The 18,839-nt window shown below is 63.6% G+C and carries 16 protein-coding genes; 10 read left to right on the forward strand and 6 right to left on the reverse strand.

Translation table 11 applies throughout. The features are described 5' to 3' along the window. The first annotated feature begins 112 nt into the window (after positions 1 to 112). The 3 genes from HNO53_RS09045 (at position 113) to HNO53_RS09055 (ending at position 2,286) form a co-directional block, all read left to right on the forward strand. Positions 113 to 583, forward strand: a complete 471-nt coding sequence (locus HNO53_RS09045) for an ion channel (RefSeq protein WP_242597588.1) — start codon at positions 113 to 115, stop codon at positions 581 to 583. A 71-nt stretch (positions 584 to 654) separates the two neighbouring features. Continuing rightward, complete coding sequence (locus HNO53_RS09050) at positions 655 to 1,254, forward strand: Crp/Fnr family transcriptional regulator (RefSeq protein WP_209477977.1); 600 nt, start codon at positions 655 to 657, stop codon at positions 1,252 to 1,254. 96 nt (positions 1,255 to 1,350) lie between these two features. Next, complete coding sequence (locus tag HNO53_RS09055; RefSeq protein ID WP_209477979.1) at positions 1,351 to 2,286, forward strand: sensor domain-containing diguanylate cyclase; 936 nt, start codon at positions 1,351 to 1,353, stop codon at positions 2,284 to 2,286. Positions 2,287 to 2,350: 64 nt separating this feature from the next. Here HNO53_RS09055 and HNO53_RS09060 read toward each other — a convergent pair whose 3' ends face one another. The 3 genes from HNO53_RS09060 to fabF all read right to left on the reverse strand — a co-directional run bounded on the left by HNO53_RS09060 (position 2,351) and on the right by fabF (position 5,685). Continuing rightward, positions 2,351 to 2,737 (reverse strand): hypothetical protein, encoded by a 387-nt coding sequence (locus tag HNO53_RS09060; protein ID WP_209477981.1) that lies wholly within the window; start codon positions 2,735 to 2,737, stop codon positions 2,351 to 2,353. A gap of 10 nt (positions 2,738 to 2,747) precedes the next feature. Next, a complete protein-coding gene (locus HNO53_RS09065; RefSeq protein WP_209477983.1) occupies positions 2,748 to 4,082 on the reverse strand; it encodes a sulfite oxidase in 1,335 nt (444 codons plus the stop codon). 337 nt (positions 4,083 to 4,419) lie between these two features. Then, positions 4,420 to 5,685 carry a beta-ketoacyl-ACP synthase II gene (fabF, locus tag HNO53_RS09070; RefSeq protein WP_209477985.1) on the reverse strand — a complete coding sequence of 422 codons (1,266 nt, stop codon included), beginning with the start codon at positions 5,683 to 5,685 and terminating at the stop codon, positions 4,420 to 4,422. A gap of 91 nt (positions 5,686 to 5,776) precedes the next feature. Here fabF and HNO53_RS09075 point away from each other — a divergent pair, with 91 nt between their 5' ends. Further along, positions 5,777 to 6,439, forward strand: a complete 663-nt coding sequence (locus tag HNO53_RS09075) for a TetR/AcrR family transcriptional regulator (RefSeq protein ID WP_209477987.1) — start codon at positions 5,777 to 5,779, stop codon at positions 6,437 to 6,439. 164 nt (positions 6,440 to 6,603) lie between these two features. On the opposite strand, the gene HNO53_RS09080 is transcribed toward HNO53_RS09075, so the two are convergent. From HNO53_RS09080 to HNO53_RS09090, 3 genes are read right to left on the reverse strand one after another with little or no spacing between them, the layout of a single operon-like run. Then, positions 6,604 to 7,794, reverse strand: coding sequence for a cation diffusion facilitator family transporter (locus HNO53_RS09080; protein ID WP_209477989.1), 1,191 nt, complete (start codon positions 7,792 to 7,794; stop codon positions 6,604 to 6,606). Next, on the reverse strand, positions 7,791 to 8,984 hold the full coding sequence (locus tag HNO53_RS09085) for a 1-acyl-sn-glycerol-3-phosphate acyltransferase (RefSeq protein ID WP_209477991.1): 1,194 nt from the start codon (positions 8,982 to 8,984) through the stop codon (positions 7,791 to 7,793). The genes HNO53_RS09080 and HNO53_RS09085 overlap by 4 nt, the downstream gene beginning before the upstream one ends. Before the next feature lie 26 nt (positions 8,985 to 9,010). Further along, a complete protein-coding gene (locus HNO53_RS09090) occupies positions 9,011 to 9,940 on the reverse strand; it encodes a recombination-associated protein RdgC (RefSeq protein ID WP_209477993.1) in 930 nt (309 codons plus the stop codon). 168 nt (positions 9,941 to 10,108) lie between these two features. On the opposite strand from HNO53_RS09090, the gene HNO53_RS09095 reads away from it, so the two are divergent. The 6 genes from HNO53_RS09095 to cmk all read left to right on the forward strand — a co-directional run bounded on the left by HNO53_RS09095 (position 10,109) and on the right by cmk (position 18,808). Continuing rightward, positions 10,109 to 10,537, forward strand: coding sequence for an acyl-CoA thioesterase (locus HNO53_RS09095; RefSeq protein WP_209477995.1), 429 nt, complete (start codon positions 10,109 to 10,111; stop codon positions 10,535 to 10,537). A 159-nt stretch (positions 10,538 to 10,696) separates the two neighbouring features. After that, the gene (gyrA, locus tag HNO53_RS09100) at positions 10,697 to 13,441 is read left to right on the forward strand and encodes a DNA gyrase subunit A (RefSeq protein ID WP_209477997.1); all 2,745 of its coding nucleotides are present in this window, start codon (positions 10,697 to 10,699) and stop codon (positions 13,439 to 13,441) included. 185 nt (positions 13,442 to 13,626) lie between these two features. Next, positions 13,627 to 14,712, forward strand: a complete 1,086-nt coding sequence (serC, locus tag HNO53_RS09105; protein WP_209477999.1) for a 3-phosphoserine/phosphohydroxythreonine transaminase — start codon at positions 13,627 to 13,629, stop codon at positions 14,710 to 14,712. A gap of 3 nt (positions 14,713 to 14,715) precedes the next feature. Next, positions 14,716 to 15,807, forward strand: a complete 1,092-nt coding sequence (pheA, locus tag HNO53_RS09110) for a prephenate dehydratase (protein ID WP_209478001.1) — start codon at positions 14,716 to 14,718, stop codon at positions 15,805 to 15,807. A gap of 2 nt (positions 15,808 to 15,809) precedes the next feature. Then, positions 15,810 to 18,125: a bifunctional prephenate dehydrogenase/3-phosphoshikimate 1-carboxyvinyltransferase gene (locus HNO53_RS09115; protein ID WP_242597589.1), complete on the forward strand. Its 2,316-nt coding sequence runs from the start codon at positions 15,810 to 15,812 to the stop codon at positions 18,123 to 18,125. Next, positions 18,122 to 18,808 (forward strand): (d)CMP kinase, encoded by a 687-nt coding sequence (gene cmk / locus HNO53_RS09120; RefSeq protein WP_209478002.1) that lies wholly within the window; start codon positions 18,122 to 18,124, stop codon positions 18,806 to 18,808. The genes HNO53_RS09115 and cmk overlap by 4 nt, the downstream gene beginning before the upstream one ends. Positions 18,809 to 18,839 lie beyond the last annotated feature (31 nt).

The raw sequence follows: 18,839 nt of genomic DNA on the forward strand, positions 1-18,839 counted from the left end.
AGGCTAACCGTAGGCCGAGCCTGCTGCGAATGGACCCTTGAAACCGCCGACCGCTGCTGCCTTGGCACCAAGACGCGAACGCTTTTCAAGACTGGATACAAGGTGACTGCCGTTGTTGTTTGTCGATCCTGAGTGGGTGATGGTACTGGTAACGGCGGCGGTGGTTGGTATCGTGGTGGTCTTTCATTACGAGGTCATCCAGCTGCTGAGCCGCTGGTGTGGCAGGCGGCAGCGCAATTTTCCCGGCGAGGTGCGTAGAAGGCCGATCCTGCTTTGTGTCATGTTCGTGCTGATATTCGCACATGTCATTGAGATATGGGCATTTGGGGCGGCCTTCTGGTGGCTCTTGAACCATGACGGCTTTGGGGAGATCACAGGTTATTCATCGGTGAGCCTGCTGGATAGCGTTTACTTTTCCGCTGCCACGTATACGACAGTGGGCTGGGGAGACCTGGCTGCCACCGGGCATATCCGCTTTCTCGCCGGCACGGAGGCGTTGGTGGGCTTCATGATGATCACGTGGTCGGCCTCTTTCGGCTATTTGGTCATGGAGCGAACTTTGGGAAGGGACGATCAGGGATAGTAATAAGTCGACACGTTGTTCTAGTGGCATATTGAAGACGAAACCCTCAGTTCAATTCACTAGGAGCCTCTTTGAGCACAGCGAAGCGCATTTTTGAGCGACTGGCCGACAGCTCGCTTCCCGAGTGGCATCTCGTCGAGCCTTCTCTGCGGCGCAAGACGCTGTTGCCCGGAGATATCCTCTTCCATGCCGGCGTGAAGCATCCCTTCGTTTATTTCGTGGAAGCCGGGATCATCAAGATGATCTACGAGACCTGCGATGGCGATGCTTGGGTCAAGGCATTTGCTGCGGAAGACAGATTCTTTGCCAGTCTTGCTGCATTTTCCCCTGGTGGCCTCACCAGTTTCAGCGCCATCGCCGCCTGTCCGGCTTCGGTCGAATCGTTGCCCTATAGCCTGCTGGACCAGCTCGGTGACAGGTACCCCCAGTGGCAGCGCGCCCTCAGGCGAGCCTTTGAACTCTACGGCTTTCGCAAAGAAGCCCGTGAGCGCGACCTGCTGACTCTCTCCGCGGAGGAGCGTTACCGGCGTTTCATCGAGGAGTATCCCCATATTGCCGAACGAGTGACCGACCGCGACATTGCCGGCTACGTTCGAGTCACGCCCGTGGCTCTCAGTCGAATCAAGGCTCGCATCAGGCAGTCGCCTACCCCCTATGAGTCTAATAGTTGATTTTTTGCTTTGATTCTGGGCTCGCTATGGCAGAGTCTGAAAACCAAGATTCATAACCGCATGGACGCGCCTAGCAGCCCAGTGGAGCCATGCCCTATGAATGACATTGCTGCGGAGCTGAATGTAGACACCACCGTATACAAAGCGCTGTTGGAGTCTACCAAGGCCATCCCCTGGAGAATCGATTGGGAAACGCTGCGATTCTCCTATATCGGGCCTCAGATCGAGAGCCTGCTGGGCTGGTCGCAGCATAGCTGGGCCAGCATCGATGACTGGATAGAGCGCATGCACCCGGAGGACCGCGACCGGGTCGTCAACTTCTGCGTCGCACAGTCCAAGGCGGGGGTCGATCACGAGGCGGACTACCGAGCGCTGAAGGCCGACGGCAGCTACGTGTGGATTCGCGATGTGGTGCATGTAGTGCGCAATGATGCGGGCGAAGTGGAAGCGCTGATAGGCTTCATGTTCGACATCAGCGAGCGCAAGAAAAGCGAAGAGAAGCTGCTGCGGCTCCAGCGGGAGCTCGAAGAACTCTCCTATCAGGACGGTCTCACCGGCGTGGCGAATCGCCGTCTGCTCGACTCCTCGCTGGAGGCTGAATGGGCGAGTGCCCGGCGCAACGGCCACCCGCTGTCGTTCATCATGTTGGATATCGACTGCTTCAAGCAGTACAACGACCACTACGGCCATCTCGCCGGCGACGACTGCCTGCGTCGTATCGCGCACATTCTCGGTTCGTCTATCCTGCGCCCTCGCGATCTTCTGGCCCGCTTCGGCGGCGAGGAGTTCGCCCTCGTCTTGCCGGAAACGGACCTGGAGGCCGCCCGGGAAGTGGCGGAGCGCTGCCGGGCGGCTATCAGTGACGCGGCCATCCCACATCGGGCTTCCGATATTTCTCACCTCGTAACCGTCAGCATGGGGGTGGCAACCGCCACTCCGGTCAGCGGCACGCCGGCGAGCCTGATCGAGCAGGCGGATCGACGCCTTTATCGGGCCAAGCAGGATGGACGGGACCGTATCGTGACGGAGTGAAGAGGGGCAGCTGCCGTTCGGCACATGCCTCTAGCGGAAGGCCCCTCGCAAGGGGCTTTCCGGGTCAGTCGGCATCGGCGACCGTGGGATACGGATTGTCCGGCATTAGCGTGCGCGGTAGTGCAGGACGCCGTGTGTCTTCCTTGGGGCCGTAGTACTCGGCCAGATAGTCGAGAATGGTCTCCTCCGTTTCGGCTTCGAAATTCCAGAGCCCCTGTGTCTCCTGCATCCAGCGAATGAGGTTTTCCCAGTGGTTGCGTGTACCGCTGTTCTGAGTCACCAAGTTGGCCGAATGACAGGCGGTGCAGTTGTTGCGCACCGTCTCCCAGCCACTTGCCTTGATCAGGCCGGTGTCCGGATCTGTTTCCGTTTCCTGCGCTCCTGCCCCTAGGGGAAGGCACAGCAGGGCCATCCCCAACGCTGGCATGGCGAGTGCGTGAGAACGCTTCATGGCTACCTCCTCAGGTCACCTGCACCGCGATACGGTGGCAGGCATTGTTGAGGTAGCCCTTGGGATTCCAGCCCGGTACCACCATGGGTTGGGATCTCCCGTCCGAATCGGTGGCCTTGGCCCAGATTTCATAGTAACCGGGCTCCGGGAACCCCACCGTGGTTGACCAGCGCTGCCAGGCGAGGCGATTGGGTGGCGGCTGCAGGTCGGCCTGCTGCCAAGTGGCGCCGAAATCGAGGGAGACATGGACTTCCTCAACCGACAAATCGCCTGCCCAGGCATGGCCACGTACCGTCAACGATTCGCCAAGAGCATGCTCGATACCCGAGCGCGGATAGGTAACCAATGACTTCACCGGCATCGACTCGATGGTGACGAAATCCTCGTCGGGCACCACGCTGCCCGGCGCCACCGGATGCTCGGGTATGCTGTAGGAGGGGGGCGCCATTTTGGCGCCGTCGTGCTTCTGGTTGCGCACCACGATCCGCTTTAACCATTTTCCGGAAACGGAGCCCGGCCAGCCGGAGCAGACGAGCCGCAGGGGGTAGCCGTTCAGATAGGGAATGTCTTCGTCATTCATGGCCCAGGCGATCAGCGACTCGTCTTCGAGCGCCTTCTCCATGGGCACGCCGCGTGAAATCGCCTCCTTATCGGGATTGCCACTGGCATGACGGTCAGCGCCGTAGTATCCGATGTAGACGGCGTCGTCCTTGATTCCGCAGGCTTCCAGTACGTCGCGCAGGCGTACGCCGGTGAAGGTCGGGCAGGCTACTGCGCCGGTCGTCCACTGGTTGCCGCTAGCCGAGGGTACGTACTCGCTGCGCCCGTTGCCACCGCATTCAACCTGCAGCTGCAGGGTGTGCTGCTCGAAGCGTTCCTTGAGGTCGGAAATGGTGAATGTCTGCGGGTTCTCGCATGACTCTCCGGCAATCTCCAGTTCCCAGCTGTCGGCGTCGATGTCTTCCAGCTCTGGCGGTATACCGTTGTTGCGCACGAACATGTGCTCCGCCGGGGTGATGTCGTCATCTAGCAGGTGCGCGGGCGTCTCGGCGTTGATCGGGCGGTCGTTGAGGACGGTCAGCCCTTCCTTTCCTTCGAGAGAGAAGGGCTCGTCACTCTGTGCTAACGCGGCTGGGATGAGCCCGCCGGGCATGCGGTCGGCAAAGGGAATGGAGCCGCCCACAGCGGCGGCCATGGCCAGCAGGCTAGAGCGCTTCAGAAAACCGCGTCGGGTCAGTGGATCGACTTCTCGGCCCCACAGCAGGCGGTCTGCCGTTTCGGGATCCTCGGCGTATAGCTCATGGATGCCACGGGTTCGTGTTGTATAAGGAGGACGTTTTGTCATGGCGCTGCTCCACGCAGGCCTTGGCGCCAGGCTCCCTTGGGCGCCATGCCGGAATTGTCATTATCGTAGTGGAAGTTGTCCTTAACTCCTCGTCTTTCCTTATTCCAGATTAGCAGCAAAATTTGGAAGCGAGCTTCGCTTGGCGAAAGTGTTGCTACCACGAACGAAGGGGCGTCAGAAATTACTCTGGTACTGATTGAGGACGTGCCGTCTCACATGCTGGACGAGATGCAGTACTTGGGTAAAATCTAATTTAAATCAATAAAACAAGCCAACACCCCGAGCCAGCAAATGGCTCGGGGTGTTGTCGTTTCTAGTGTTTGTAAGGGTCTGAACCTTAAATCTTGCTCACGATCAGCGCGGCATTCACACCGCCGAAGCCGAAGCCGTTACACAGTACGTGCTTGGTCGCGTGCTGGCGCGCCTCACCCGAGATGATGTCCAGGTCGTGCAGATCCTCGTCTCGGTTCTCCAGGTTCAGGGTAGGGGGCAGGCGGTCGTGCATGGCGGAGAGAACGGAGAAGATGCTCTCCACGCCGCCGGCGGCACCCAGCAAATGGCCAGTCGAGGATTTGGTGGCGGAGATCGGAATGCCCGCGAGGGCGTCGCCGAAGGCGTTGCGCAGGGCGGCGATCTCGGCCCGGTCGCCGACCGGCGTCGAGGTGGCGTGGGCGTTGATGTGGTCGATATCGGTGGGCGTCATGCCCGCCATTAGAAGCGCCGCGCGAATGGCCGCCGCGGCACCGCTGCCGTCTTCGGGGCCGGCGGTGATGTGGTGGGCATCGGCGCTGGTGCCGTAGCCGCTGAGAATGGCCAGCGGCGTTGCCCCGCGTGCCTCGGCGTGGGCCAGGGTTTCGATCACCAGCAGCCCCGCACCTTCGCCCATGACGAAGCCGTTGCGGCCCTGGTCGAACGGGCGCGATGCCTTGGCAGGGGCGTCCTGCTCGGTGGAGAGCGCCTTCATGGCGTGAAAGCTGGCCAGCGACAGCGGGTCGATACAGGCCTCGGCGCCGCCTACCAGGGCTATGTCGGCCTCGCCGCTGCGGATCATGCGCATGCCGTCGCCGATTGCCTGCACGCCGGCCGCACAGGCCGTGACGGGGCAGCCGATCGGCCCGCGCAAACCATAGCGGATCGAGACGTTGCCCGCCGCCAGGTTGGCCAGGAAGGCCGGCACGGTGAACGGGGAGAGTCGGCGGTGCCCGCGCGTCGAGAGGGTATTCTGCGCCTGGGTGATGGTGGGGAAGCCGCCGATGCCGGAGCCCACGATGGTGGCCGTGGCAAGGCGCTGCTCATCGCTTTCAGGGAACCAGTTGGCCTGGGTCAGCGCCTCTTCGGCGGCCGCCATGGCGTAAAGGCTGAACAGCTCCAGCTTGCGACGCTCCTTGGCGTCGAGCACGCGATCCGGATCGAGGCCGGCTTCCGGATCGTCCCCGATACCGGGCACCGAGCCTGCCACCTTGACCGGTAGCTCGCCTGAATCGAAGCGGGTGATCGCAGAGAGGCCGGAACGGCCGGCAAGCAGGCGCTCCCAGCCTGCCTTGACGCCGCAGCCAAGCGGGCTGATCATGCCCATGCCGGTAATAACTAGCGGTGATTGCATGGTAATTTCCTGAACAGCTTGGGGTTGTGCCACGCTAGCAGTCAGGTTGATATGATCAAGATAATATTCAGCGTGGGAGTGTGAGGTCGCCATGCCCTACTCGACGAACCACAAGGCCAAATCGCGGGAACGCATCCTCAAGTCGGCCACCGAGCTATTCAGCCGCAAGGGCTTCGAGAAGGTTTCCATCGGCCAGATCATGAAGCTGGCCAAGATGACCCATGGCGCCTTCTATGCGCACTTCGCCTCGAAGGAAGCGCTCTACCACGCCTCGGTGCGCGAAACCCTGGAGAGCAGCCGCGCGGCACGGTTGGTCAAGGGGCCCCTCTCAGTGAAGCACCTGACGGAGCTGGTCGCCAACTGCTGGAACCTCCAGGAGTTGGAACGCAAGCACAAGCCGGGGCCCGAGACGGTGCTGTTCAATGAGATTGGCAATGAGAACGCCGAGATTCGGACGCTCTTCGAGGCCTCCTACCTGCGCATGAAGAAGATGCTGGAAACCCGCCTCATCGCCCTGAGCCGCCTGAAGAAGCTGCCGTTCGAGCCCGACCGCGAGATCATCGCCGACAAGTCCCGGGTGATTCTCGCCTCCTTGGTTGGCGCCGTGGCCATCGCCAAGAGCTTGCCCAGCGAGCAGGAGCGCCAGCACATCCTCAACGCCGCCCAGCGCAACATTCTGCAGATGCTCGGCGTCGAAGAGAGCGAGATGGAGGGCATGCTGGATGCCACAGGGCGCGAGCAGAGGCCTGCGTAGCTTAGCTCTTCAGGCAATAGCAGGCCCCGATCAAGAGAAAACGAGCGCGCAATCTGAAATCGGCTCTGTTTCCAGCCGGTTTAGAAATATAGAGATGAGAGTGCCTGGGAAAACTCAATTTGTGTTTGGAGACTTGTGTCAGCTGTATAGTGGTTGTTGTTGCTTTACCCCTTGCCCGGACCTTGCCACACTCGCAGCCTGCCCAGCCAGGTCAGCTCTCGTGAAGATTCGCGCAGTTCGCGAGCGACATCTTCCAGGCTGCGCCGGGGCGGCAGCTCATGCACATAGACCGAGACGTCGATCTGTTCGGCCAGGTAGTGCAGGTCCAGGGCAACACGATCCTGCCATACGGGGCACTCTCGCCACGCCTCGTCGAGCATGCTTTCCACATCCTGGCGCAGTGGCAGGCCTGGACGCAGGCTATGTTCGATCTGGTCCGAATCATCTTCGGGGTCGATATGGAAGGTCACGTCGGCCAGCTCGGGGTAGGCGTTGCGCAGCTGGCGGCTCACCGCATTGCCGATCTCGTGGGCCTCGGAAACGGTCAGCCGTGGCGGAACCACGATATGCAGATCAAGGACGACGTGGCTGCCCACGGAACGGGTGCGCAGGTCGTGCACGCTATCCACGCCGGGGACCGCCTCGGCAATAGCCTTCATCTGCTCCTGGTCACTTTCAGGCAGGGCGGTGTCGATCAGCTCCCGGCCGGATTCCCACAGCAGTCGCCAGCCCACCTGGCCCACCATGACGCCGACGATGATCGCGGCCACCGCATCGACCCAGCCGATACCGAACTGCGCGGCCACCAAGCCGACCAAAACCACGCCGGTGGAGAGCGCATCCGAGCGGGAATGCCAGGCATTGGCCTCGAGCAGCCGTGAACGCACCCGCCTGGCCACTATCATCGTATAGCGGAAGATCCACTCCTTGGCAGCCAGGGATACCACGGCCACGCCGATGGCCCAGAGTCCGGGGGCAGGGATGGGCTCTCCGGCCAGCAGGCGTGAGAGGCTGGCCCAGGCGATGCCGCCAGCAACGAAAATCAGCACGCTGCCCAGCCATAGCGTCGCCAGCGTCTCGATGCGGCCGTGACCATAAGGATGGTCGCTGTCCGGAGCCTGGCGCCCGAAGTGGGTGGCGGCCATCACGAAGCCGTCGGTGACCAGGTCCGAAAAGGAGTGAATGCCATCAGCGATCAAGGCGGCAGAGCCCACCAGCAGGCCGGCGATGAGCTTGAGCAGCCCCACGAGGCAATCGATCCCCGCGCCGATCAGGGTGACCCGATGTGCCTCGCGAGCCTGGGTCTGACGACTGAGGGTGCTGCCTTGGGCAGGTGATGGTGACGTGGCGTTCATCGCGCTGAGGGCTTGTCGCTGTTCTCGAGCAGTGCGGCCTTGTTGCGCACCGGGTTGGCATACTGTGCCAACCACCAGTTGCGAAGCTCGGCGGGTACCTCGTTCAGCCGCGCCTGGAAACGTGCCCGGTCGACATCGCTGACCTCGCTCATGTCCAGGAGCTCGGGCGCATCGCCCAAGGCTTCCAGTGCCAGGTAGTGGCTAGGAAACAGATGATAGCCCCCTATTACCTGACGGTCGATCTCGGCGGCCACGGCTTCCGGTGTATCGAAACCGGTGCCCAGCGGCTCTCCGAAGCGCAGCTCCACGCGTCCCTTGTGGCCGGTGATGCCGGCCACGATGGACTGGATATCCTCGTACTCGCTCTTCTCATAGCGCCCGTGGGTATGAATGGCATGTAGTTCACGCGCTTTCTGCAGGTCGCAGGGGTCGTACTCGTAGCTGATCGAGACCGGTACCATGCGCAGTTCGGCGATGGCATCGCCGATGGGGGCGGTGCGATCTTCCTGACGCCTGGCCATGGTCAGCATCTTGATGATGGCCGTATCGGTACGGTCGATGCCATCCTTGGCGCGCCCTTCACGCTGAGCCATCCAGATCGAATGGTTATCCGCGGTAATCGAGTGGCGAATGTAGCTCGAGAGATTCTGGTAGGCCGCCAGCATGGCACGCTTGCCGCGCAACGCGCGTGGCACGATGAAGCTCTTGTTGAGCCGCATCAGATCGGTCACGTAGGGCTTCTTGAGCAGATTGTCGCCGATGGCGATGCGCACGGTATCGCGTCCGGCCTGGTGCAGGGCGTAGTTGACGAACGCCGGGTCCAGCGAGATATCGCGATGGTTGCCGATGAACAGGTAGGCGGTGTCGGGATTCAGCCGCTCCAGCCCTTCGACACTGAAGTCGTCAGTGGAGGTACGGATCATGCGTGCCATGTAGTGGGCCACGCGCATCTGGAAATCGTGCACGCTGGCCACGTCGCGCGTTTCGCGGCGAATGACGTAAGACGCCAGAGTGCGGGCCAGCCAGGGCAGCGTTCGGCTCAGGCGTGGCAGGCGATAGCGGGTCAGGGCGTCCAGCAGTTCGCGGTTGCTGGCCAGGTTCGCCAAAACCGCTGCTACCTCGTCGTCCCGGTAGGGGCGGATGTCTGCCCAGGGATCCGTTGGAGTCGTGCCTGTTGCGGTGTCGGTCATCGGTGTGTCTTGGTTGCCGGGTTGGATCATTCACTCGCCTGTGGAGCGGCATTGGCCTCGCCGCCCAGCCATGCGATCAATTGTTCTATCTCTTCGGCCAGGGCCTGGGTCATCAGCATGAAGTCGGCTTCGAGGCGCACGACGGCATCTCCATCGTCCTCGATCTCTCCCGCCTCGTCGATCAAGGCATCGCTGAAGCGCAGGGACTTGAGCGTCAGGTCGTCGTGCAGCACATAGGCGAGACGGCCCTCGATCTCGAGGCCCAGGCGGCTGGCCTGCCGACCGGCGGAGAGCAACTGCTGGATCTCGTCGCTGTCCAGATCCACCTGGCGGGCGCGCAAGACGCCGTCGTCACCCTTGGCCTTGAGTTCGACCTGATCGCCGAGCTGCAGCGTAGCGGGGCGTGAGCCTTCCTCGGCAAGCCACTCCGTCATCGCCCGCATCGGCAGGGTCTGGGTCGCCAGCGGCGTCACCTTGAGGCTGCCCAGTGTCTCGCGCAGCAGGTCCAGGGCTTCTTCGGCGCGCTTGCGTGAGCTGGTGTTCACCGCGATCAGGTGGCGCCGGGTGTCCCACCACAGGTCGACTTTCTGGCTGCGAATGAAAGCGCGCGGCAGCAGCTCCTCGTATATCTGCTCCTTGAGTTCTTGCTTCTCCTGGCGGCGCAGCTTGCGACCCTCGCGAGCCTCGATGTCGGCGCTACGTTCTTCCAGCTCCTCGCGCACCACACCCGCGGGGAGCAGCCGCTCATGACGCAGCAGGGTCATCAGGCGCTGTCCCTGCAGCTCGTGCAACAGCGCGGTACCGGCGCGTCCGGCAGGAGGGCACCAGCCCACTCGCCTGGCTTCCTGGCTACCGGGCGTGCGCGCTACCTGCTCGGCCAGGGCGGCTTCCAGGTCGGCTGCCGGAATCTCCGCCGACCCGTGCAGGCGGTATAGGTGCAAGTGCTTGAACCACATGGAGCAAATCCCTGAGCGAAAGGACGCATATTATGGCGAAGGGGGCATCAGGGTTCCAGTGGCAAACGGTGGCCGTGGCCTGTCTGAATTCAAACTCTTGTTTGAATTCGCTGGGGCGGCAGGCCTAGAATCGAGCGGCATCATTATCTGACAACCAAGGGGCTTGCCATGGACAACCGTATCTCCCGCGTCACTCTGCGTGTACGCGGCTACCACCTGGATGGCTATGGCCACGTCAACAACGCCCGTTACCTGGAGTTCCTGGAAGAGGGGCGCTGGGGTTACTTCGACGATCGCCCCGATCTCGCCCGGCATTTCGCCACCGGGAACCCGGCGCTGGTGGCGGTCAATCTCAACATCAATTATCGCCTGGCGGCGGTGGCCGGCGACGACCTCGAAATACTCACGCGCATTGCCGAACTGGGCAGCCGGAGCGCACGCCTGTATCAGGAGATCCGCCGCATCGGCGACGGCCGGCAGATCGTCGATGCCGACCTTACCTTCGTCCTGCTCGACGTGTGTGCCCAGCAGTCGATGCCCATCGAAGGCGAGATTCGCCAAGCGCTGGTGCCGTTGATACTGCCGAAAGAGGCGTGACGCGCGCCTGTCTCCCGTTCCCGTGCGGCGAATCCTTTGCATGCGCCTCACGCTGCCTTTGTGCCGTCCGGAGTGGTATGATGGCAGGCTGTTAATGGCGCTACGTAATGAGCGTTTACCTAGTGCCAAATCGCTGTAGCGTAAAGGACTCGACAACCCATGGGTGACATCGCCAGAGAGATTCTGCCAGTCAATATCGAGGACGAGCTGAAACAGTCGTACCTCGACTACGCGATGAGCGTGATCATCGGCCGTGCGCTGCCGGACGTGCGCGACGGCCTCAAGCCGGTGCATCGGCGCGTGCTGTTCGCCATGCACGAACTCGGCAACGACTGGAACAAGCCCTACAAGAAGTCGGCCCGCGTGGTGGGCGATGTCATCGGTAAGTACCACCCGCACGGTGACAGCGCGGTCTACGACACCATCGTGCGCATGGCCCAGGACTTCTCCATGCGCCATGTCCTGGTCGACGGCCAAGGCAACTTCGGCTCCATCGACGGCGACAGTGCCGCGGCCATGCGTTACACCGAAGTGCGCATGGCCCGGTTGGCACACGAGCTGCTGGCCGACCTCGACAAGGACACCGTCGACTGGGTCGACAACTACGACGGCACCGAGCGTATTCCCGATGTGCTGCCGACCAAGGTGCCCAACCTGCTGATCAATGGCTCCTCGGGCATTGCCGTGGGCATGGCGACCAACATCCCGCCGCACAACATGGGCGAGGTGATCAACGGCTGCCTGGCGTTGATCGACGACTACACCCTGACCGTCGACGACCTGATGGAGTACATCTCCGGTCCCGACTTCCCCACGGCAGGCATCATCAATGGCCGCGCCGGCATCCTCGAGGCATATCGCACCGGTCGCGGGCGCATCTACGTGCGCGCCCGCCACACCATCGAGCACGACGACAAGACCGGCCGCGACCACATCATCGTCACCGAGCTGCCGTACCAGGTGAACAAGGCGCGGCTGATCGAGAAGATCGCCGAGCTGGTCAAGGACAAGAAGATCGAAGGCATCGCCGAACTGCGCGACGAATCCGACAAGGATGGGTTGCGCGTGGTGATCGAGGTCAAGCGCGGCGAGTCCGGCGAAGTGGTGGTCAACAATCTCTTCGCCCAGACCCAGCTGCAGAACGTCTTCGGCATCAACATGGTCGCCATCGAGGATGGCCAGCCGAAGATCCTCAACCTCAAGGAGGTGCTCGAGGCCTTCATTCGCCATCGTCGCGAAGTGGTCACACGGCGCACCCTGTACGAGCTGAAGAAGGCCCGCGAGCGCGGCCACATCCTCGAAGGCCTGGCCGTTGCCATCTCCAACATCGACGAGGTGATCGAGCTGATCAAGGCCTCGCCGAGCGCTGCCGAGGCCAAGGAGAAGCTGCTCGACAAGGTCTGGCAGCCCGGCCAGGTCACCGCCATGCTCGAGCGCGCCGGCGCCACCTCGTGCAAGCCCGAGGAGCTGGAGGAGGGGTTCGGCCTCAATACCACCGGCACCGAATACCGCCTGTCGCCGGCCCAGGCCCAGGCCATCCTCGAGCTGCGCCTGCATCGCCTCACCGGTCTCGAGACCGAGAAGCTGCTCGACGAGTACCTGGGCATTCTCGAGAAGATCGCCGAGCTGATGGCCATCCTGGCCTCCAGCGAGCGCCTGCTCGAAGTGATTCGCGAGGAGCTCACCGCGGTGCGCGACCAGTTTGGCGACCCGCGGCGCACCGAGATCCAGGCCAGCCACCTCGACCTCTCCATCGAAGACCTGATCGCCGAGGAGGACATGGTGGTCACGGTCTCGCGTACCGGTTACGCCAAGACCCAGCCGCTCTCCGATTACCAGGCCCAGCGCCGCGGCGGACGCGGCAAGTCGGCAACCAGCATGAAGGACGAGGACGTCATCGAGCACCTGCTGGTGGCCTCCACTCACGACACCGTGCTGCTGTTCTCCAACAAGGGCAAGGTCTACTGGCTCAAGGTCTACGAGATGCCGGCGGCCAGCCGCGGCTCGCGTGGCAAACCGCTGGTCAATCTGCTGCCGCTGGACGAAGGCGAGTCGATCAACGCCATCATGCCGGTGAAGGACTACAGCCCCGACTGCTACATCTTCTTCGCCACTGCCAAGGGCACGGTCAAGCGCACCAGCCTCGACCAGTTCTCGCGGCCACGCAGCGTGGGCCTGATCGCCATCGACATCGAAGAGGGCGACCGCCTGGTGGGGGCCGCCATCACTTCGGGCAACGACCATGTCATGATGCTGTCGTCCAATGGCAAGGCGATCCGCTTCGAAGAGAGCAACGTGCGCGCCATGGGGCGTACCGCACGCGGCGTACGCGGCATGAAACTGCTGGGCGATGCCGAGGTGATCAGCCTGATCATTCCCAAGAGCCAGCAGATCGACGCCGACGCCGACAGCGAGACGGAAGGCGAAGAGGCTGCGACGCTCGAGAACGGCAACGGTGGGCAAATCTACATCCTCACCGCTTCCGAGAACGGCTACGGCAAGCGCACCCGTCTCGAGGAGTTCCCGCTGCGCGGGCGTGGCGGTCAGGGTGTCATCGCCATGCAGACCAGTGAGCGCAACGGCTCCCTGGTGGCGGCCATGCAGGTCTACTCCGCCGACGAGATGATGCTGATCACCGACCGTGGCACCCTGGTCCGGACCCGTGTCGATGAGGTCTCGATCACCTCGCGCAACACCCAGGGCGTGATGTTGATTCGCCTGGGCAACGACGAGAAGCTGGTCAAGACCGTGCGCATCGACGAGCCCGAAGCGGAGGCCGAGGTGGAGGTCGAGCCCGAGAACGATGCCGAGCATGCCCCGGAGGATGCGCCGCAAGCCGGGCGGCAGGACGGTCCGGAAGCGGACGCAAACGGCGGTGCAGACGAAAGCCACAACGACGAATAAGGCCTGCCGCAGAATGCCGAGCGATGAGCGCCGGGGGCAAGCCGAAGTGAGGGTCTTTTGCCATGGAAGGCAAAAGTAGCGCCCAGGGAGGGGTTCACAGCGCCCTCACGAAGGCTTGTCGACGGATCAGCTCATCGCGTGTCGGTCAAGTAACCAAGCTTGAGCTGAGACGGAACACCACGCTGATGACACGCCACTATAACTTCTGCGCCGGTCCCGCGGCGCTGCCCACCCCAGTGCTGGAACGCGCAAGGGAAGAGCTGCTCGACTACCAGGGTCGCGGGCTCTCGGTAATGGAGATGAGCCACCGCTCGCCGGAGTTCGTCGCCATCGCCGAGCAGGCCGAAGCCGACCTTCGCGAACTGCTCGCCGTGCCCGAGAACTACAAGGTGCTGTTCCTGCAGGGAGGTGCCAGCCTGCAGTTCTCCATGGTGCCGATGAACCTGCTGGGGCAGGGCGGGGCGGCCAACTTCCTGTATACCGGCATCTGGGGCAAGAAAGCACTGGCAGAAGCCCGGCAGCTCGGCTTCGCCGTGCATACGGCGGGCTCCAGCGAGCCCAGCGGTCACACCGAGGTGCCGACCCAGGCCGAATTGTCGCTTTCCGCGGATGCAGCCTACCTGCACTATACCGCCAACGAGACTATCGGCGGGCTCGAGTTCGACTACATCCCCGATGTGAACGTGCCACTGGTGTGCGACTACTCCTCGAGCATTCTGGCCGAACCACTCGACGTCTCTCGCTTCGGCTTGATTTACGCCGGGGCGCAGAAAAACATCGGCCCGGCCGGCCTCACCCTGGTGCTGGTGCGCGACGATCTGCTCGACCGCCGCTGTGAGCGCATCCCCAGCCTGTTCGATTACCAGGCCGTGGCCGAGGCGGGCTCGATGGTGAATACCCCGCCCACTTACGCCTGGTACCTGGCGGGGCTGGTGTTCCAGTGGCTCAGGCATGACATCGGTGGGCTCGAGGCCATGGCCGCGATCAACGCGCGCAAGGCAGCCAAGCTCTACGCGGCCATCGACGCCAGCGGCCTCTACTCCAATCCCATCGCGCTGCGCAACCGCTCGCGCATGAACGTTCCCTTCGTCCTCGCCGACGAACGCCTAGACAAGGCGTTCCTGGCCGAGGCCGAGGAAGCCGGGCTGCTCAACCTCAAGGGGCACCGCAGCGTCGGTGGCATGCGGGCGAGCCTCTACAACGCCGTACCGGAAGCGGCCGTCGATACGCTGATCGACTTCATGGCCGACTTCGAGCAACGCAGGGGATAAGCCATGACCGATAGCCCCACCAACCTCGACTCGCTGCGCGAACGTATCGATTCGCTCGACAACGAGATCCTGCGCCTGATCAGTGCGCGTGCCGAGTGCGCCAAGCAGGTCGCCGAGGTCAAGACCAAGAGCGACCCGGGTGCCGTGTTCTATCGCCCCGAGCGCGAGGCCCAGGTGCTGCGCCGGATCATGGAACTCAATCCGGGGCCGCTCAACAGCGAGGAGATGGCGCGGCTGTTCCGCGAGATCATGTCCGCCTGCCTGGCGCTGGAGCAACCCACCAAGGTGGCCTACCTGGGCCCCGAGGGCACTTTCACCCAGCAGGCCGCACTCAAGCACTTCGGCGAAAGCGCGGTGAGCATGCCCATGGCCGCCATCGACGAGGTGTTCCGTGAGGTGGAAGCGGGGGCGGTCAACTACGGCGTGGTGCCGGTGGAGAACTCCACCGAGGGCGTGGTCAGCCACACGCTGGATTCGTTCATGGACTCCTCGATCCGCATCTGTGGCGAGGTGGTGCTGCGCATCCACCACCACCTGCTGGTGGCCGAAACCACGCTGCGCGACAAGGTCTCGCGGGTCTATTCGCACCCGCAGTCCTTGGCGCAGTGCCGCAAGTGGCTCGACGCCCACTACCCGCGCGCCGAGCGCGTGCCGGTGTCGTCCAATGCCGAGGCGGCACGGATGATCAAGAGCGAGTGGCACAGCGCGGCCATCGCCGGCGACATGGCGGCCAAGCTCTACGGCCTGGAGAAGGTCGCCGAGAAGATCGAGGACCGCCCCGACAACTCCACGCGCTTCCTGATCATCGGCAGCCAGCACGTGCCGATGTCCGGCGAGGACAAGACCTCCATCGTCGTCGCCATGCGCAACCAGCCCGGCGCGCTGCACGATCTGCTCGAACCGTTCCATCGCCATAGCATCGACCTCACGCGCCTGGAGACGCGGCCCTCGCGCACCGGGGTGTGGAACTACGTCTTCTTCATCGACTTCAAGGGCCACGTGGATGAGCCTCGGGTAGCCGCGGTACTCGAGGAGGTGCGCCTGCGCGCCTCCGAGGTGAAGGTGCTCGGCTCCTACCCCGTGGGTGTGCTGTAAGCGTGGTGGGCGGTACGACCCCACCCAATGAAGCGCGCATCCTCATCGTCGGCCTGGGGCTGATCGGCGGCTCGCTGGCCGCTGCGCTGCGTGCCGCCGGCTTTCATGGCACGCCCGCCGAGGGCTCCGGGCCGGTAGAAATCATCGCTTGCGACCCGGATCGCAGCGAGATCGAGCGCGGCGTCGAGATGGGCCTGATCGATTCGGGCGACACCCGGCTCACGCCGCTGGTGGAAGGGGCTACGCTGATCGTGCTGGCGGTGCCGGTGCTGGCCATGCACGGCGTGATGGCCGAACTCGCCGCGGCGCTGCCGCCGGAGGCGCTGGAGGGTGACTCCCCGCGGGTGGCGATCACCGATGTCGGCAGCACCAAGGCCGCGGTACGTGACTGCGCCCTGGCAGCGTTCGGTTGCCTGCCGGCCGGGCTGGTGCTGGGGCATCCCATCGCCGGCTCCGAGAAGAGCGGCGTGGCGGCGGCCGACCCCAAGCTCTACGTCAACCACAAAGTCATCCTCACGCCCGCTGGCGAGACGGCGCCCGCTGCCGTGGCTCGGGTAAAAGCCATGTGGTGTGCCTGTGGCGCCGACGTGCTTCAGATGGACGTCGACCGTCACGATCAGGTGCTGGCGCGTACCAGCCACCTGCCGCATCTGCTGGCGTTCTCGCTGGTGGATACACTGGCGCGCCAGGACGAGCGGCTGGAGATCTTTCGCTATGCCGCCGGCGGCTTTCGCGACTTCACCCGTATCGCCGGCAGCGACCCGGTGATGTGGCGCGACATCTTCACTGCCAACCGCGACGCGGTGCTGGCCTCCCTCGACGATTTCGAGGCCGGGCTCGGTCGGTTGCGTCGGGCGGTGGAAGCGGGCGACGGCGATGCTATGCTCTCCATCTTCGACCGTGCCAGCCATGCACGACACTATTTCGACACTCTGCTGAACCAGACCAGTTATCAGGCGGAATACCAGATGCAAGAACAAGGCAGACTCACCTTCCGGGCGGCGCCCGGTGGCCGTGTGGCCGGCCGCATTCGCGTGCCGGGCGACAAGTCGATTTCTCATCGTTCGATCATGCTCGGTGCGCTGGCCGAGGGTATCACCGAAGTGAAGGGCTTTCTGGAAGGGGAGGACAGCCTGGCTACCCTCCAGGCGTTTCGCGAAATGGGCGTGGCGATCGAAGGTCCGCACCAGGGGCGGGTCATCGTGCACGGCGTCGGCATGCACGGGCTCAAGGCGCCCTCCGGACCGCTCTATGTGGGCAACGCCGGTACCGCCATGCGCCTGTTCGCCGGCTTGTTGGCGGGGCAGGCCTTCGATACCGAACTGATCGGCGACGCCTCGTTGACCAAACGCCCCATGGGGCGAGTGGCCGACCCGCTGCGGTTGATGGGGGCGAAGATAGATACCGCCGAGGGCGGTCGCCCACCGCTCAAGATCCACGGCGGCCAGGCGCTCAAGGGCATCACCTACGACATGCCCATGGCCAGCGCCCAAGTGAAATCCTGCCTGCTGCTCGCCGGTCTCTATGCCGAAGGCGAAACGCGCGTGCGCGAGCCGGCCCCCACCCGTGACCACACCGAACGCATGCTGTCCGGCTTCGGTTATGAAGTTCAGCGCGAAGGCGATACCTGCTGGCTGCGCGGGGGCGGCAAGCTCACCGCTGCACCCATCGACGTACCCTCGGACATCTCCTCGGCGACCTTCTTCCTGGTGGCCGCGGCGATCACTCCGGGCTCCAACCTGGTGCTCGAGCATGTCGGCATCAATCCCACGCGCATCGGCGTGATCAACATCCTCAAGCTGATGGGGGCCGATCTGCGCCTGACCAACGAGCGCGAGGTAGGCGGCGAGCCGGTGGCCGACCTGCATATCCGCTATGCCCCGCTCAAGGGTATCGACATCCCCGTCGACCAGGTGCCCCTGGCCATCGACGAATTCCCAGCGCTGTTCATCGCGGCTGCCTGCGCCAACGGTACCACCCGACTGCGTGGTGCCGAAGAGTTGAGGGTCAAGGAGTCCGATCGTATCCAGGCAATGGCCGATGGCCTGGCGACGCTGGGCGTCGAGCACACCGTACGCGAGGACGGCATCGACATCGTCGGTGCCGGCGATCACGACGTGGCCTACGGCGGCGGGCGCATCGACAGCCTGGGCGACCACCGCATCGCGATGGCCTTCGTGGTGGCTTCACTGCGTGCCGGCGAGGAAATCGTCATCGACGACTGTGCCAACGTCGCCACGTCGTTCCCCGGCTTCACGGAACTTGCCCGTGCGGTCGGCCTCAGAGTCAGCGAAGAGACGCAAGAGGTGAGGGCATGAACGATGCCAAGGTGCTGACACTGGACGGACCCGGTGGTGCCGGCAAGGGTACCATCAGCCGCCTGGTCGCCGAGCGCCTGGGCTGGCACCTGCTCGACAGCGGCGCGCTCTACCGCCTCACGGCGCTGGCGGCCCTGCGTCACGGCGTGGCGCTGGACGACGAGCCGTCGCTGGAGCGGTTGGCCGCAGAGCTCGATGTGGCCTTTCTCGCCGAAGAGGGCAGGACTCGCGTGATGCTCGAGGGGAGCGAGGTCGGCAATGACATTCGCACCGAGCAGGTGGGGGATGCCGCCTCTCAGGTTGCCGCCCTGAATGGCGTGCGCCAGGCGCTGCTGCAGCGTCAGCGCGACTTCAAGAAGCCCCCCGGGCTGGTCGCCGACGGGCGCGATATGGGCACCGTGGTTTTCCCCGATGCCGAGCTCAAGGTGTTCCTCACCGCAAGCGCCGAGGAGCGCGCGCGCAGGCGCCGTCTCCAGTTGCAGGAGGCGGGGGTGGATGCTAGTCTATCGAGTCTTTTGAAGGAAATTCAGGCACGCGATGCACGCGACATGCAGCGCAGCGTGGCACCGCTCAAGCCGGCCGATGATGCCATCACGCTTGACACCACGAGCCTGAAGATACCGGAAGTGGTGGAACGGTTGACGGAGTGGCTGGCCGAGCGCGGCCTCGTCCCCGAGACTTGATCTCCCTTGCGGCGCTCTCGAGCGGATGTCA

This window comes from Billgrantia antri (genome assembly GCF_017868935.1).
In the GTDB taxonomy this organism is placed as follows: domain Bacteria; phylum Pseudomonadota; class Gammaproteobacteria; order Pseudomonadales; family Halomonadaceae; genus Halomonas; species Halomonas antri.

Coding starts and splice junctions, on each gene's coding strand:
- gyrA (WP_209477997.1), top strand. CDS start 10,697: ATGGGTGACATCGCCAGAGAGATTCTGCCAGTCAATATCGAGGACGAG.
- HNO53_RS09075 (WP_209477987.1), top strand. CDS start 5,777: ATGCCCTACTCGACGAACCACAAGGCCAAATCGCGGGAACGCATCCTC.
- HNO53_RS09095 (WP_209477995.1), top strand. CDS start 10,109: ATGGACAACCGTATCTCCCGCGTCACTCTGCGTGTACGCGGCTACCAC.
- HNO53_RS09085 (WP_209477991.1), bottom strand. CDS start 8,984: ATGACCGACACCGCAACAGGCACGACTCCAACGGATCCCTGGGCAGAC.
- cmk (WP_209478002.1), top strand. CDS start 18,122: ATGAACGATGCCAAGGTGCTGACACTGGACGGACCCGGTGGTGCCGGC.
- pheA (WP_209478001.1), top strand. CDS start 14,716: ATGACCGATAGCCCCACCAACCTCGACTCGCTGCGCGAACGTATCGAT.
- HNO53_RS09065 (WP_209477983.1), bottom strand. CDS start 4,082: ATGACAAAACGTCCTCCTTATACAACACGAACCCGTGGCATCCATGAG.
- HNO53_RS09055 (WP_209477979.1), top strand. CDS start 1,351: ATGAATGACATTGCTGCGGAGCTGAATGTAGACACCACCGTATACAAA.
- serC (WP_209477999.1), top strand. CDS start 13,627: ATGACACGCCACTATAACTTCTGCGCCGGTCCCGCGGCGCTGCCCACC.
- fabF (WP_209477985.1), bottom strand. CDS start 5,685: ATGCAATCACCGCTAGTTATTACCGGCATGGGCATGATCAGCCCGCTT.
- HNO53_RS09060 (WP_209477981.1), bottom strand. CDS start 2,737: ATGAAGCGTTCTCACGCACTCGCCATGCCAGCGTTGGGGATGGCCCTG.
- HNO53_RS09090 (WP_209477993.1), bottom strand. CDS start 9,940: ATGTGGTTCAAGCACTTGCACCTATACCGCCTGCACGGGTCGGCGGAG.
- HNO53_RS09080 (WP_209477989.1), bottom strand. CDS start 7,794: ATGAACGCCACGTCACCATCACCTGCCCAAGGCAGCACCCTCAGTCGT.